The 16,344-nt window shown below is 46.5% G+C and carries 12 protein-coding genes; 2 read left to right on the forward strand and 10 right to left on the reverse strand.

The features are described from left to right. Window positions 1-2: 2 nt before the first annotated feature. The 10 genes from QUB64_RS20080 to QUB64_RS20125 form a co-directional block, all read right to left on the reverse strand. A complete protein-coding gene (locus tag QUB64_RS20080) occupies window positions 3-563 on the reverse strand; it encodes a COP23 domain-containing protein (protein ID WP_333272325.1) in 561 nt (186 codons plus the stop codon). Between the two features lie 106 nt (window positions 564-669). Further along, window positions 670-2,529, reverse strand: coding sequence for a trypsin-like peptidase domain-containing protein (locus QUB64_RS20085; protein ID WP_333272327.1), 1,860 nt, complete (start codon window positions 2,527-2,529; stop codon window positions 670-672). A 64-nt stretch (window positions 2,530-2,593) separates the two neighbouring features. Further along, on the reverse strand, window positions 2,594-3,169 hold the full coding sequence (locus QUB64_RS20090; RefSeq protein WP_333272331.1) for a COP23 domain-containing protein: 576 nt from the start codon (window positions 3,167-3,169) through the stop codon (window positions 2,594-2,596). Between the two features lie 166 nt (window positions 3,170-3,335). Further along, window positions 3,336-3,938, reverse strand: a complete 603-nt coding sequence (locus QUB64_RS20095; protein ID WP_333272334.1) for a COP23 domain-containing protein — start codon at window positions 3,936-3,938, stop codon at window positions 3,336-3,338. 774 nt (window positions 3,939-4,712) lie between these two features. Further along, entirely contained in the window at window positions 4,713-6,434 is a 1,722-nt protein-coding gene (locus QUB64_RS20100; protein WP_333272336.1) for a protein kinase domain-containing protein, read from the reverse strand. A 303-nt stretch (window positions 6,435-6,737) separates the two neighbouring features. Beyond that, window positions 6,738-10,091 carry a tubulin-like doman-containing protein gene (locus QUB64_RS20105; protein ID WP_333272337.1) on the reverse strand — a complete coding sequence of 1,118 codons (3,354 nt, stop codon included), beginning with the start codon at window positions 10,089-10,091 and terminating at the stop codon, window positions 6,738-6,740. 112 nt (window positions 10,092-10,203) lie between these two features. Further along, a complete protein-coding gene (locus QUB64_RS20110; protein WP_333272340.1) occupies window positions 10,204-11,115 on the reverse strand; it encodes a VWA domain-containing protein in 912 nt (303 codons plus the stop codon). Window positions 11,116-11,154: 39 nt separating this feature from the next. Then, entirely contained in the window at window positions 11,155-12,753 is a 1,599-nt protein-coding gene (locus tag QUB64_RS20115) for an ABC transporter substrate-binding protein (RefSeq protein WP_333272343.1), read from the reverse strand. A 321-nt stretch (window positions 12,754-13,074) separates the two neighbouring features. Next, a complete protein-coding gene (locus QUB64_RS20120; protein ID WP_333272347.1) occupies window positions 13,075-13,659 on the reverse strand; it encodes a Uma2 family endonuclease in 585 nt (194 codons plus the stop codon). A gap of 227 nt (window positions 13,660-13,886) precedes the next feature. Further along, window positions 13,887-14,120: a hypothetical protein gene (locus tag QUB64_RS20125; protein WP_333272349.1), complete on the reverse strand. Its 234-nt coding sequence runs from the start codon at window positions 14,118-14,120 to the stop codon at window positions 13,887-13,889. Between the two features lie 191 nt (window positions 14,121-14,311). Between QUB64_RS20125 and QUB64_RS20130 the strand changes: the two genes are divergently transcribed. Continuing rightward, the gene (locus QUB64_RS20130; protein ID WP_333272352.1) at window positions 14,312-14,515 is read left to right on the forward strand and encodes a ribbon-helix-helix domain-containing protein; all 204 of its coding nucleotides are present in this window, start codon (window positions 14,312-14,314) and stop codon (window positions 14,513-14,515) included. Between the two features lie 159 nt (window positions 14,516-14,674). Continuing rightward, on the forward strand, window positions 14,675-16,327 hold the full coding sequence (locus QUB64_RS20135; RefSeq protein ID WP_333272354.1) for an ABC1 kinase family protein: 1,653 nt from the start codon (window positions 14,675-14,677) through the stop codon (window positions 16,325-16,327). Window positions 16,328-16,344 lie beyond the last annotated feature (17 nt).

The following is a 16,344-nucleotide window of genomic DNA, read 5'->3' on the forward strand; positions in this document are numbered from 1 at the left end:
TCTTACCAGACAGGACTATCAGATTGCGAATTCCGCTGATTTTCTACAGCAGCCTGTTTGAGATATTCGCTCATATCTATATAAACACGAGATGTGCTTTCATTGAGCGGTAAAGAAGAGGCGCGGACGCGCACAGCAAGTAAATTTTTTAATACTTGACTGGGATCGCTCCCTCGTTTTAGGGTGAACAGCAATCCAGTGCAATCACCTCCGTCTCGATCGGCAACGCAAACTACTTGCTGGTTGTTCATAATACCAGTAGTCAGGTAGTTGAGTTTTTCATTGCGGAAGTATTGCTGGAATCTGGCTGATACTTCCAGACAGCGCCGTTCTGGACTGTAGCCGGCATCGCGGAAACGATCGGAAGTCCATAGAATCACCGGTATATCACCCCGATCGGTCTGAGCAAGGGTTGCGGGAGCGCCGTTGCTTCTACCACAGACAAATGCTGTGGTTTGAACGGTGGTTTTTTGAGCGCTAGCATCAGTGCCGATCGCACTTACAGCAATGGCGATCGAGCCAGCAATGGCGATCGAACTCGATAACTTGTGTTTGTTCATCATGATTACCACTCCTTGCGTTCAAAGTTAAAAGTTAAAAAATTCAAGGTAGAAAACAATTTTTTCTGGGATTCTACCTTTTAAATCTCTAGTTTTTTGCCTGTAAAAGTTACCATTCCTTTTCGGAAACAGCTTGATTGTTCGTTAAAGACTCAGGATTTCCAGACTGCAAATTACTCGCACCCACCGGCGACGTACCCGGACGGCAAATCGGCTGACCCTGTACATATAATGGATCTGGCGGGCGAATGGTGCTGGCTTCATCGGTTTCGCAAACAATTGATACTGTTACAGGATTATTATTAGTAGCTGCTTCCGTCAAAAACACCGCTCCCACATAGGCTTTTTGGTTGCGGTTCAGAGGTATAGCATAGTGATATGCTCCCCTAGTAGTAGTGTGGATGGCAAAGTTAAACTTTGACATGGGAAGTTGAATGTTAAACGATCGTTCCAGCAAACTGACAGTACCTGTAAATACACCGTTGCGCGTGCGGAAGGTTTGCTGGCCGCGAATTAAGGCTTGAATTGCTGATTCCGCTCCTGGCGCTGCGGCTTGTCGCACTGCTTGAGGTGCTGGCTGAATGCGCGGCTGCGGCTCTCGTGTCGGTGTAGGTGTGGCTGTTGGTTGCTTTGCTTCTACTAGGGAATTATTTCGTGTTGGACGCGGTTGGGGAACATTCCTCACCGGCTGCTGTACCGGCTGCTGCGGCTCAACTCTCGCAACTTGTTGGTTTCTCGGCGCAGATATTCCCAGTCCGCTGTTGAGTGCTATTTGGAAGCCGTCTTCATTCCCTGACGAGCCATCCAGCGATGCTGCTTTTTGAGCGTCCTCATTGGCTCCTTCGCTGTCCCCGACGATGCGGCGCACTTCGCTGCGGCGGTTGTAGCCCACCGCACTGTTGGGAGCTAGGCGGATCGCCTGGGCGATGTCGGAGTTGGCTCCTATGTAGTCTTTGATTTGAGCTCGGCTGACTCCCCGCAGGCCGTAGGCATCTGCAAAGTTAGAATTAATTTGGATAGCCCGATCGAAATCCGCGATCGCCTCTTTATGATTTCCCAGTTGAGCATTGCTAGCGCCACTAATGCGGTAAGCTTCGGCTAATTGTGGGTTACTTTGGATAGCTTTGAGGGCATTTTCTAGAGCAGCTCTGTAATTTTTTTGAGCAAAGTTAGCATAGGCTAGACCGTTGAAAACATCGGCGGATTTTTGATTGAATCGCAATCCTTGACTGAAATCTGCGATCGCCCCTTGATAATTTTGCCGTTTGAGTTTTTCTTTTCCCTGTTCCGCGTAAGCTTTAGGAGCCAGTTCTACAAAGGTGTTGATCGGAATTCCCAAGTTTACCCAAGCTTTAACGACTTGATCGTCTGCGCTCCCTTCTGTACGTCCGTGAAGGCCAATCACGCGGCCGCGAGTATCGAGGATCGGCCCTCCGCTCATTCCTTGGCGAGTTGGGTTTGTATAAATCAATTCATAGCCGTCATTGACTCGTTCGCGAGCGGAAATTTGTCCTGCTGTCATCTGACGGATCTGTCTGTTAATCGTGTCTCCCGGTTTCGGCCAGCCGGAAACGTAGACTTGCTCTCCGACGGTGACACTTTTAGAATCTGCCAATTGCGCTATCTCGTAATTGCTCGAACTGACAAAGGAGACGATCGCCAAATCGACTCCCGGCAATTGGATAATATTGCTACTGTCTACTCGGAAGGAATTGCGATCGGGCCCCGTAATTTTTAATTCCCCTCCTCCCCCTACTACGTGCTTGGCAGTCAGTACATAATAGGTACTTCCTTCCCTAGCAATAATTATCCCAGAACCCTGATTTTGTCCTTCGATTAATACTGTAATTTCTTCGGCAATTTTGTTGACTTGTTCTGCTGTTTGTGCTACGGCTTTTTGCGCTTGCACTACCGCAATTGTAGCACCGACAAGCGCCGCCGAAAGTCCGTATTTAAACTTAATTGTCATACACTCCATACCTAATTTTAAGGAATAATTTTTGGCTCGATATACCTAGCTATCGAGAGAAATTTCACCACAAAGGAGCTTGCGGATCAGGTTTCCCCTTGGTGCTGCTCCCAGATGCGGGATTCGCGAAAATATTTGGTTCGCCAGGAACTGTGGCCGCTGGGGGAAACCCGTTTACAAAGACATTCATCTGAATATAAACAGGAAATATTGGCGATTTTTCCGGGGATTGGGAGAGTTGAATGTCCGAACCCCAAAGAGGTGCCAATTGCTCAGAAGTATCACTTCCTAAATCGGAGTTTAGCGAACTTCCAGCGGAGGAATTGCCTGCTTGAATGATTGTGCAAACTGCTCTTTGCTGGCTGATACCAGTTGGTTGGGCGCAATCTCTCTGAAGTTTTTCGGCCATTTGTTCGCACTGCGATCGCGAATTAACACCTAAAACTTGGAAATCGCTCGACACCCATCTAATTGCTGGTATATTGCCCTGCGGTGTTTGAGCGATGATTGCGGGTTCGCCATCAACTGTACCGCAAAAAAAAGTGAGTTTTTCAGCCTTGCTGGCACTGCTAAAAATAATTGTGCTTGCCAAGGTTAATGCTAACGTTGTTGGAATGGAATTCAATACTCGAAGTTTCACAAATCACCTCCTTGAGAATACCGGGCGATTGAAATCGCGCCTACACAAACAAAACCTGCCTCCGCAGGTTGAAGAGTGGGCGGTTAAAATTACGTGTTCCTCTTCAGTCCGCTTGGCATGGACTTCATTTGTGTAGACGCGGTTGAAACCGCCGTCTTATCTCATCTTAAAAAAGTTGGTTGCTAGCATCGGATTCCACAGACTGCGGGGATGCAGATTCTGTCGGTTGGCTGTTGAGATATTCGCCCATGTCGATGTAAAGTCGATCGCCATTTTCGACATCTATTCGGCGAGAAGGCGCGCTTTCATTGAGTGAATTGGTGCTCGCCCGATCGCGCAAATTCACCAAGCGTTTCAATGTATCTTGTGGATTGCTACCCGGTTTAACGGTAAACAACAAGCCGTTATTGGGCAACTCGCGGGCGCAGTCGCCGCCCCGACTGGTAGCAACACAAATTACTGCTTGCCGGTTGATTACTCCGGTTGTCAGGTATTTAAGATTGCCTGTTTTGTGATACTGTTGAAATCTGTCAGATACCTGTTCGCATCGGCGCTGAGCATCGAATCCCGAGTCTGCAAAACTATTAGAGACCCACTTGATTATTGTGACTTGGCCGCTCGATCTTTGCAAAATAGTGGCGGGTTGACCTCCACTTTTGCCGCAGACGAAGCTTGTGGTTTGCGCGGGTGTCGGAATGCTGGCGAGAATAGTAGTAGCAAGTGCGATCGCTGATGCAGTAATCAGTGATGTCAGTGGCTGAAATTTCATTGGCAATTTTATTCCTTATTTGTAAGATGAATTATGAGACGGATTTGTTGGATGGAAATGATTGCTGATTCTGAGTCGGTGGATATTAAATCAGTGCGACAAGTCGCAGCAGCTTTTGAATGGGTTTGCTGACTCGCAGCAAACATCCTGATTCAACCTGCTATCGCTGTCCGCTGACTATCTTTGTATATATGCCTGCTTCTCTGAATTATAAACCAAAATTTAGAAATCAAACTTAAAGATTTCACATCACTGTCCTGGGCGCACGAGTGCCCAGAAAAAACCCGGTTTCTCCGATAAATCTTGGTTGAGTATCGAAGTATCAACGAAGAAACCTGGTTTCTGACTCACGAATAGCGCCGAAAAAACCCGGTTTCTCCGATAAATCTTGGTTGAGTATCGAAGTATCAACGAAGAAACCCGGTTTCTGACTCACGAATAGCGCCGAAGAAACCGGGTTTCTCCGATAAATCTTGGTTGAGTATCGAAGTATCAACGAAGAAAACTGGTTTCTGACTCACGAATAGCGCCGAAGAAACCCGGTTTCTCCGATAAATCTTGGTTGAGTATCGAAGTATCAACGAAGAAACCTGGTTTCTGACTCACGAATAGCGCCGAAGAAACCGGGTTTCTCCGATAAATCTTGGTTGAGTATCGAAGTATCAACGAAGAAACCCGGTTTCTGACTCTCGCCTGTAAGTCTTAATAAAATATCCTTCTCTTAGAAGCCCGCAGCATTCTAAGTGCTGCGAGATTCTGGGTATTCTGTTTTTTTTAGAACAGGGGTTTGTCGTCTTTAGGAGTTGGATCGTTAGGGAGAGATGGCGAGGGTTCTGGCGCTGGTGCGGACTTGCTACTATTAGGTGAGAGTTTAAAAAGGTCGTCAGCAGGAGTTGGTGTTGGTTCGGGGCTGGGGGCTGGCGGGCTGGGGGGTCGTGGGCTGGGCGCTGCTTGGGGAATGGAAGTTTCAATGTCTTTAATCTGACGATCGCATTCTGCTAAACGAGCTTTCACTTTGTCAGCAACGAAGGAATCGGAACCAATTGCTTTGAGTTTGTCTGCTGCTTGAGTCCACGCAGCTTTCTTTTTTGATAAATCGGTTTCTTTAGGTGCGTTGGTGGCGATCGCCTCTGCTTCTTCCAATTGTTTCTGAGCTTGTTGCTCCCTACTCAAACGCGCTTCCATCGCCGTCAACTCGCTTTGATAGGAAGGTAACAACTTTTGGGCGTCGGGGTGGACTTTCGCCGTTGACGGAATCTTTGATAACTCGTCGATCGCGCTTTTCATGCGATCGCGAGCCGTCTGCAACTCTTGGTCTGTTTGAGCATTTTGCCCCAAAACACGGGCGTCACCAGCCTGTTTGACCGCGCTGTTGTAACTTTCGTTAAACGGTTTATCCGCAGCACAGTTATTGAGAGGGCCACACAAAAAACCGATGCGAGGCGACTCCAGGGCGAGGACTCCACCGACTAAGAGCAGAATTGGAGCGGCAATTAGGGCGATCGTTTTCCATTGACTTCGAGTCTGTTGAGGCTTTGTCGGCTGGGATGGATTTCCTGCATAGGAATTTCCTGCATATGGATTTCCTGTAGAAATTTCAGTTGTAGATTGTCCAGGAGGTGGACTAATTTCAGTATTTGATTCACTCATAATAGTTTTTCCTTGTTTTTGGCTATTATCGAGAGCATTTAATACATCTCTAGCTGATTGATAGCGATCGCTCGGTTTTTCCTGCAACATCTTGTCAAGTATGTCAGCGAGTGGGTTGCTCGCAGTTACGTGCGATCGCCATTCCCACTCCAGATTGTGATGATTCATCAAAGCATCGGGTTCCTTACCAGTCAAAAGGACGATCGCCGTCACAGCCAAAGCATAGAGATCGCTGTTCGGGTAACACTTCCCGCTCCGCAACTGTTCAGATGGAGCATAAGCTCCTTTTCCCACGCGCGTTTGATTAGAATTAGCAGCACCCTGATTGCCACTTATAAGCTGTGTCCCAGCATATTTAACCACACCAAAATCAATCAGCACCGGTTTGGGATTATTACCATTTGGCAGCATGATATTATCCGGCGAAATATCCCGATGAATAATCCCTTTTCCATGAATGTATTCCAGCACTTCCAGCAGATGCCGCAGCCATTCACTAATATCATATTCTGAAAATATTTTGCTTTGCCCTAAATTAGAATAAGTTTTCCCATTGACAAATTCCTGCACAATAAACAAGCGCCCATTATCCTCAAACCAATCCAGAAACTCCGGGATTTGGCGGTGATTGAGCTTGCGTAAAATTTCTGCTTCTTGCTCAAATAGTTGGCGAGCTTTTCGCAAAGCCTCCGGCTTAGTATTGCTCGGAGCAAACTCCTTGAGAACGCAATTATTATTTTGTTTATCTAACGCTAAATAAGTCCGACCAAATCCACCTTGACCCAAAATTCTGTCAATTCGGTAGCATTGTTTGATCGAAGTTCCAGCCGATAGTTCTGGTATCACTATTTTTACATCCTGCTTCTATACTTCCTCGCGAACCAATTTGTGCCCCCAGAAACCGGGTTTCTTCCTAAATCTCTCGTTACCCAACGCAAAACTCATAGAAACCCGGTTTCTCGCCCTAGCTATATGACATCAGAAACCGGGTTTCTGCGTAGATTAACTGGTTCCCAGGCTCCAGCCTGGGAACCCCGATCCAGAGGCTCTGCCTCGGCTGGGAAAATGGAGGCAGAGCCTCCGGATCTTCGTTACCAGGCTCCAGCCTGGTAACGAGTAAACGAGTAAATAACATAACTACCAAAACCCTCAACAAACAGAAGTCAGCCGCGTACCGCACTTAGCACAGAATTTCGAGCTAGTTGGATTCTTGTGGCCACAGCTAGTACAAAACACAAAATCCTGCTGAGGAGAAGTCGGTGGTTGAATTGGCGGTGACGAAATACCACCCGGAGGATTAATCAAAGTAGGAACGGTATAAATGTTGTCCAATCCTGGAGGTACTGGAGTTGCAACTGGTTGAGGCGGCGGCGGAGTTTGACCCGGTTCCGGCGCAGACAATTTGTAAGTTTGGATCACCTCTTGAATAATCTTGAGCTCTCGTTTATAAACTGGACTTTCATCCCCTCCTTCTTTGTCTAATTCAGTCGCCCGCGCGTCGATATAAGCTTTCAATTGGCTGAATAGCTGTTGTTTTTGCGGCACAGTTTCCGTCGCAGTCAAGATAGCCATTACCTGTTTTTGAATCTCTTCTTTGTCAGGACGACAGGCCACAACTTCCAAAAGTTGCACCGTTTCTTCCCAGGTAGAAGCAAGATCGACATTCTCTTTACCACCAATCACATTTTTGATTGTGTAACGGATTACTTTTTCCTTGGTATTGCGGTTTTCTTCCCGTCGCAAAACATCTAAAGCTCGTGCTTGCACGACCAACTTTAAAATTTTCTCATCCTCTGGAAATACATCCCAAAAAGGTGCTTCCTTTTGAATGTGAACTGGGATCGGAGGGTCTTTGCTTTCTCCCTTGGCTTTTGCCCGTTTTGCTTGGATTGATTGGCCTTTCCAATCTTGATAAGACTGCCGCAATTCCCGCATTCCTTCAATACAGCGCAGCGAAAAACCGCCGACTTCTTGTACAAAAATAATGCGGTGGCGTTCTGCTTCTCCCAGGGGGGTAATTGCATCGCTGCTACCAACCCGTTCTTTGATCAAAGGAATTAATTTGATAGCTGCTGGTTCGGTGCTGTTACGTCCGCCAACGAGAGCGGCTTTGGTGTTGAGTGCTGGCGTAAAGCCTGCATCTTTCCCGCTCATGACTGGCCCGGAAAGCAAAATTAGGGGTTTAGATTTGTCGTAGGCGATCGCTAATTGATTGCGGATGTCTGTTTCATCATTCTTAAACATTTTGAACAGTCCGTCGCAAGCTGCCAAATCTCGCTTCAATCGACAGCTATTAGGTGCATTATCTATCACCAACCGCGTTTTTTGATCTATAATTTCCTTGAAATCTGGATCTTGGACATCCTGCAATTGTGGCAAGTCAAACAGGCGCATCACCTCATCCGCCTCCCGGTTTTGTTTCCACAGCGGACTAGCTTCTGCGAGCACTTGACTCGACAAATTGCTGCAAGTTCCATCCATCCCCAATTCATACTTACTTTTTGCACCTTCGGAAGCACCTGCTAATTGCTCGACCATATCTCGGTACAAGTCATTTAGTTGTTGGCGGTCAAACAATTTGATACCATTAATTACCAGCACATCCGCACTGGCTGCTTGTTGGTCTGCGGCTTTTTGAAAGTCATCCCGATTTTGGCGCAACTTTTGATTTAAGCGAGCTAAGCGAGTTTCCAATTCCGTCAAATGCTCTTGCAGCCTGATAATGACCTCTAATCCGAGCGATCGGCTTTTGCGCTGAATAATTGCGATCAAACTCCCCTCTAACCCGCTGAGAGCCGTAGCACAATACTTTTCCATAGCGTCTTGTTTGCTCAAACCAAACTTCTCTAGGTAATGGACAATATCTTCCAAACCTTTTTGGTATTGTTGCTGAAAACGAGCCTCATTTGGCTCCCAAATCTTTTCTCCTTCCCGGCGAAACTTCTCAACAGCATTCTCAAAGATTTGTCGGACTGTTGCGATAAAAGCATCAGCAAATTTCGGCCCTTTGTTGCGGTCTTCCAGAATCGTGTAAAACTCGGCTTCTAGGTTTTTGCGTCCTTCTTTGATAATGCGGTTGCGGTTATCGTACATTTTTTGCAAGTAATCGCCGTGCAGCCGCTCGTCCGGACTCATTTCACGCAGGTGATCGCCCCGATATTCCTCGACTTTCTTTTGTAAATAACTGACAAATTGCAGGATTTTACCCTTTTCTGAGCCGAAAATACCCAACAATCCTTGTTGAGTGGATTGCAGTTTATTATCTGCATTAATTTCATTGCGAATGCTGTTTACCCAGCCGGACAGTTCTGCTAAATAAGACTTATCGCCCGCAGCACTCAAGTCAGTCAACATTTCCATTTCTGTCAGCCGAATCCGCTTGAGGTCACTTTGTACCGTCTCCAAAAGATTGGGAACTAATACCACAGATTCGTTCATCCACCAACTCACAAAATCAGCAGCTAGACGATTGGATAAAGATGTGCGAATTTGGGCGATGGGAATTTCAATTGCTGACAGCCCAAAACTCATAAATTGTTTGGAATAGCCGCGGCCGCCCGGATCTGCTTGGGCCCAAGAACCTTTAATATTATCTCGGATCGATCGCTTGTGGGGAGCAAAATCCGAGGTCAAGTCCAGAAAGATATTCTGGCCGATCATTTCCCGAATTTGGTCGAGGGGAAATTCAGCTTCACCGTTTTTAATCCCGACTAAATAAGTGAAATCAAAGGCTGGTCTTTTATCGCGGATCTCATCGATCAAACCTGCACTGTACTGCACTGCATATTCTGTGCGGTAGTCGGAAAAATAGCTCAATTCCATTAAGGCCGCGTAGCCGTTTGCTAAAACGCGATCGCCCACATTGATACCTTGAAAAGCATTAGGCATCGGCACAATAGCCGTAGTAGTCGCACTTCCTTGTCCTTGCAGCCACTTGCGGACAGCATAACCGATGTCGATAATCATCCCGCTGCCGGTGCCACCAGAAATCGAGCCGGTGATAAACACGTTGACGGCATTACCGTTGACTTTGACGTTGTATTTGTCCAACATCCAATTTTCGTGACCTTTGACGCGATCGCACGCCGAGTTAAATGCTTGCTTAATTTTGTGATAGTTGCAGAAAAAAGCAAACCGACCGCAGGCACGAATCTGTCCGGCACCTGCTTCTAAAGCCGTCATATTGCGCTCTAATTCATTAGGAAACCAATCTGCGATCCAGGGGAAGTTGTCCATGTTAGACATGATATTTTCAACTTCATTACCGCTGACCTTAGCAAAGTATTTCTCGTTGTCCTTGAACGGAGTTCCACCCGCACCAGGATTGTTTAATTTGTATTCTTTGTCTGTATCAATGACCAGAAAACTGATAATCGGAAAATTCTTCAAACTTCCATAGGTTTCTTCAACTAAGCGCCGCACTCTTGCCAGCACCTCATTACCTGTTCCTCCTACTCCGATTAAGATAGTAGGAACCATACTTTTTTCATCAACAGCAGCCATAACTCCCTCCTAAATAGTTGATAATTGAAACAGTTTGTAGTGCGGACTTAAGTCCGCTCTTCTCTTGCGGACTTAAGTCCGCACTACGAACAAATCTTATTTTTGGCTAAGGTTAACAACCGTCACCAAAAATGGGTAAACCAACTAATTTCCAGATAATACTAGGAGTACAAGCAGTCCAGAAAAAGGCATTTCCCAATGCCGCCTTACCCGCCAAAGTCATGTTCATTTTCATGATGCCTTGAAACAACCAGCGATCGAGCGGCATAGTCAGCGTCCACATCAAGGCAATCCAAGCAGCACCCAACCAAAAAATTACCCATTTAATATTGCTATTGAGTTTGGGAAATATTTTTTCGGTGAATGAGGTATTGAGATTAACATCGGCACCGGAAATATAAATTCCTCCAGTTTGTACGGTAGCTTGTTTGAGCGGCTCGAAACTTTTACCTCCGAAAGTGATGCCATTAATTTTAACTTTTTGAGCTACGGCTTCGATGACGGTTTGTGGAGAAAGCTCAATGCCTGCATCGCTAACAACCACTATTTCGCGACAGGTACTCGGCACGGTTTTAAAAGCGTTTAATGCCTCCCGGATCGGAACATCAAGGATGTCTCGGGGTGGTTCTGGTTGGATAGATTTCGGCAAGTTGGGGTCTTGCAAAGCTCTGACTAATTCTGTCTCTACCTTTTTGGTATCTGAACTAAAGTTACTGGTTAAAGCTGGAGCTTTTCCACCGCCAATGCCAAAAACTTGAATTGTATTTGGATTGGTGCTTAATTTAGAATTTACCTCTAGATAGGCTTTGACTGCTGCCACTTCTTGCTGCATAATTGTGCCTGGAGCATTGAAGGGCTGGGGCTGGTAGGTGCTGCTGCTCAAATCGAGGGCGATCGCCACTGCAATATTTGGTCTCCCCAACCCTAATATGCCAAACAGTGCTGTGGCAATTAAACACAAGCACAGCAGGATTAACGGTCTCTGAAATAAAGGATGTTGCCACAGCGGGCGTTGATTTCTCATCACCGATCGACCTATAGTAGTTTTAACTTAGTTGAGAAACTATTTAACGGCATCGAACTGATATTTAGACCCTGGAGGGCCGTCTTTACCTTCGACAGCTTTGACTAACGGAATCTCTTTCAAAAGGTTAAATTCCTTAGCCGTTCCCGATATCTGAGTTCCTGCGGTGAGAAACTTAACTGTTCCCTCGCGGGTCGGATTGCTGCTGACTGCTGCTGTTAAAGCTTGGGTGGCATCGAAAGCAGTTGCTGTCCGCCAACTGACTCGCCCTTGCCAAATTTCGGAGGCTTGTTTGGAAAAAGGATCGTCTTTTTCCCACCTCCAAGGAACTGCTAGAACTAAATTTTTAATGGCATCTGCTCCTTTGACTAAAGTAGTAGGATTGTAAAGTTCGCTGCCTCCCATTAATGCTAAAGGCGGTACTGTATCTTTGTTGGCTTGAGCGATCGCGATCGCCTGTTCTACTTGGTCTTTGCTCATCGCCATGAAGATCGCATTGGCTCCTGCTTTGCTGACATCAGCTACAGCAGATTTAGCATCAAAGGTAGCACCAGCTTTGAGATCGACTTCTTTAACAATTTTGCCGCTAGCTTTGGGTACTTCCAGCACTAACAGTTCCTTGAGTTGCTTGCTGTAAACGCTGTCGGAATTGTAAAAAATGGCGATCGCAGCGGGCGAGTGATTTTTGTTAGCATAATTCGCGACTGTTTCCCCAAGTTTTTGGAGGTAAACTTTCAGCATTTCATCGGTTTTTTCCAGCACCTTGGTCAATTTCAAGGTGGCTTTGTTGGAAGCGTCGATGGAAACGCTGGAACTGACCGGCGAAATGGCAGCTAATCCTGCGGTTTCATAGCTTTTGATCGCATCTTGAGAACTGCTGTCAATACCGTGTCCCAAAACTCCCAACACGTTAGGAGAGTTAATCAAGTCTTGGGCGATCGACTGAGTTTTGCCAGCTTCGTCATTAACGATTACAATTTCTAATAACCGACCGGGAACAGTCGGACTTTTGTTGTATTGATCTTGATATAAAGCTGCTCCTCTCAGGACTTCTTTAGCTGCATCAGCGCTAGCACCGATGGGAACGACTACGGCGATGGTCAGGGGATTGCCTGTTTTTTGAGCCGTGGCATTGTTCAGGTAAACTTTAGTTTCGGGGTCGTTAGGGTCGGTTTTGGCTGCTGCTTGATATTTGGCGATCGCCTCATCCCAATTCTTGGCTACAAATGCTGCCGCCCCAGCTTGTTTCTCAGCATCAGCTTTGCCGCCTGCTACCAGGATTTTTTCTCCTTGACTAATCAGCGCGGCGCTTACTGCTTTAGAACTCAGGAGTTCTCCGGGTGAAGCAGGAGTTGAGGTAGTAGATGTGGGATCTCCCGTTCCCCCGGTACCCCCTGACTTTTGGCCTGAAAACGCTTTGTACAAACCAAATCCGCCACCGCCGATGACTAATACTCCTGCTACAGCCATCAGAATTTTGGGCCACGGCGGATCTGGCCTTTTATCGACATCCATAGCCTCTTTTGGCAAATAGCACTCTTCGCAGAATGGTGAGGAGTTGTCCCGCGGTGGGTGCTGACCACCACCGTTATATGCTTGTTTAGTATTTTTGGGTACGCCGTCGCAACTCCAAGTCATTTTTGCTACCTTCCTCTTTTACCCTTTTGGGTATTGTACAGCTTGACATCTGTCTTGAGAAAGGCTAATCAAGCACAATACCAAATCTTTAAAATAGGCTGAAGGGAATCGCCCCGCGGCTTCTGAGTTGTTCCTCAAGACGATGGTCAACCCGGTTAACAGCCAGCCTTAGGGTGAGGATGCAGTTGTCGGTTTTTTTCCTGGCGGATGGCTGAATTGGGAACAGGAGTTTGTCGGGACTTGGGAGTCGGCGGCCCTGTTGGCGAACAATGAAGGTGCGATCGCCACTTTGGGAGTCAAACCGAGTTATGCTGCCACTGGCTACATAATTTCTGCTAAATCCAACACAAAACCAGGCAGTACATCTTCCCCCGAAATAGTGGCGGGATTTTGGAGAATTTCCACATCTTGACCGGGGCGATAAATTTCTACCCGCCGATTTTGCCTGTCAATTAACCAACCCAATCTCGCACCGTTATCTATATATTCTTGCATTTTGTCTTGCAGCTTTTTGAACGAATCAGTCTTCGAGCGCAACTCGACAACAAAATCTGGACACAACGGAGCAAAACTGTCTTTTTGTTCGGCGGTTAAAGCATCCCAGCGTTCTTTTTTGACCCAAGAGGCATCAGGAGAGCGATCGGCCCCATTCGGGAGCGTAAAGCCTCCAGAAGAGTCGAACGCAACTCCTAGATTATTTTGCCTGCTCCAGGCTCGAAGTTGATATGATAAATCGATATTGCGCTTGCTAGTTTCACTGCCTGTCGGTGGCATAATAATTAATTCCCCTGATGCTGTACGTTCAAATTGATAATCGCGGTTGTTCTGACAAAGCTGAAAGAATTGCTCGTCAGTTAAGTTGATGGATAATTCGATCGAGGTTGCAGGAAAGTTGGTTGCAATCATACTCTCTATCCGATTTGAAACAGTTTGAAAATAATTTTTAAATTACTTAATCAGTCAAGTTTTCGAGATATTTTTTTAAAGTAAATCAATCTAATTACAAGCAGATTATTTCTATTTAACCTGTATTTTAGCATAAAGAAGCGGTTTGAGCTTGACAAAGAGCGATCGCCCTTCAACAAGAAAAAGAGCGATCGCCCTTCGCACAAAAAGGCGATCGACCTGAAAAATTACTCTTTCCAGTAACGGGTTAAGATCCGCATTATCTCACCTGCGATCGGCGATGGTAAAGGCGGACTCCACTCGTCAACTTTTGCAAAACCCAAAACGTGCAGCAGATTGATGATGCTTTCTACTCCTTTGGGAATACCACAAATTAGCAACCGGATGGGTTGTTTGCCGGTAGGCGCGTCGGGAATTTCTTCGCGAAGCAGTTCGGGAACAGACTTTGGTGGTGATATCATTGAGCTTCCTCCTGAATGTGGGAGTACCAGCCCCCACCGAACGATTGCAAGTCACAGCGGTGGGGGTTTGGTTTGTTTGTCAACTCCAAACTACCACGGTAGGCACTCCGAGTCAACCCTTCCGGGTAAAATAGACGCTGTAGCAGGTTAAAACAAGGTACAATAGGGTAGTAATTGCAAAAACAACAGCCTTGCCAGCCAAATTACCAAGAATAGTTGTCTATCTTCCAGAAGAAGTCAAAGCAGACCTAGAACTGCTGGCCAAATCGCACTATCGGCCGATTTCAAATATGGTGCTGTCACTAATCCAAGAAGCAATAGAACAAGCTAAATCTGAGGGGAGAATTCCCAGAGACGATCGATTTCCACAAAACAGCGACAGTGACAAATCCTAAAGATTGGGAGTTCTTTAAAAGAATCATTGAACCCAAAGACAATTAAACCGCTTTCGTGCGATTTTCCCCAAAGTTATTCCTCAAGACCAAGGTCAGCCCGGTTAACAGCGCTATCCTAGTAGTTATATAGCCCTTAAACCCGATCGACCCGGAGGCCACGTGTTCAGCCTAGTTCAAAACACTTCTCGCAAAGGAGAAATTCTAGAGGTCGTCTTCCGCAACGGTTGGGACTACATGAAAAGCCTCCTAACCGGCCGCAAAACCGACGCCCCCAGTCTCCCCACTCCCGCAGTTCTCCGCAACATCCTAGTCGAATTAGGCCCGGTTTTTGTCAAATTGGGGCAATTGCTGAGTACCCGCCCCGACTTGTTGCCGGCTTCCTACATCGAAATCCTCTCCACCCTACAAGCGGAAGTGCCGCCCGTACCGTGGTCGGAAGTCGAAATTATCGTCCGCAAGGAACTCACGCAATCTCTCGAAGATACCTTCGCTAAATTTAACACTCAGGCGATCGCCGCAGGGTCGATCGCCCAAACTCACAAAGCTACCTTAAAAGATGGCCGCGAAGTCGCCCTCAAAGTTCAGCGCCCCGGTATCGATATTGTCATCGAACAAGATATCGCCGTACTCAGAGGTTTGGCAGAGCTTGTCATGCTCACAGACTTCGGTCAACAATACGATATTGTCGCCCTAGCCGAAGAATTTGCGATCGCCCTGCGTGCAGAATTAGACTTCATTCAAGAAGCCAACTATACAGACGAGCTGCGTAACAACTTAGCTAAAAGTAAATGGTTTGACCCCAAACAAGTTGTGCTACCAGAAATTCACTGGAATTTGACTACAAAAAAACTCTTAGTCATGGAATGGCTGAACGGAGTGCCGATTTTGTTAGGCGATTTGCAAGGAATTGGTCACAAAGGAGATATTAATGCCGAACGCGAAGAAATTACCACGCTGCTTTGCCGCGTTTTCTTCCAACAGTTGTATATCGACGGCTTCTTTCACGCCGACCCGCACCCCGGCAATTTATTTTATCTCAAAGACGGTCGGATAGCTTTACTCGACTGCGGTATGGTCGGCAGATTAGACCCGCGCACCCAGCAGAATTTGACAGAAATGTTGCTGTCAATTGTCGATTTAGACGCCCAGCGCTGCGCTCAACTAACATTGCAAATGGCAGAATTTGCTCAGCCTAAAAGTTTAGCTGTTCTCGAAAACGATTTGGCTCGAATGCTTCGCAAGTATTACAATGTCAGCTTGTCGCAAATGAACTTATCGGAGATTTTTTATGAGGTGCTGGAAATCACCAGGAGCAATAAAATTAGACTCCCCAGCAACCTCGGTTTGTATGCAAAAACTCTCGCTAATTTAGAAGGACTGGCGCGCTCTTTCAATCCCAGATTCAATATTGTAGAGCAGGTAAAACCGCTGATGACTGATATGTTTCGGCGTCAGTTATTGGGAGATGACCCGGTGCAAGCTCTGCTGAGAACTGCCCTGGATCTGAAAAGCTTATCTTTGCAATCTCCGCGACAGGTGGAAGTGCTTTTAGACCGGGTTACTTCAGAAACTTTGAAGTGGAACTTGACCCTAAAAGAACTCGACCCGCTGCGCCGCACTGTGGGTGATTCTGCGAACCGACTTTCTTTTAGTATTGTCGTAGGTTCGCTGATTGTGGGGGCGGCAATTATTTCTTCTAACGCGCAAACTGCTCAGCTATCTTTTTTGAGCAACGGTTTGTTTGGGGCGGCGAGTTTTTTGGGTTTTTGGTTGATTATTAGTATTATGCGATCGGGTCGTTTGCGGAGTTGATTGGTACAAGATAGGTA

The sequence above is a fragment of the Microcoleus sp. Aus8_D2 genome (assembly GCF_036702665.1).
In the GTDB taxonomy this organism is placed as follows: Bacteria; Cyanobacteriota; Cyanobacteriia; order Cyanobacteriales; family Microcoleaceae; genus Microcoleus.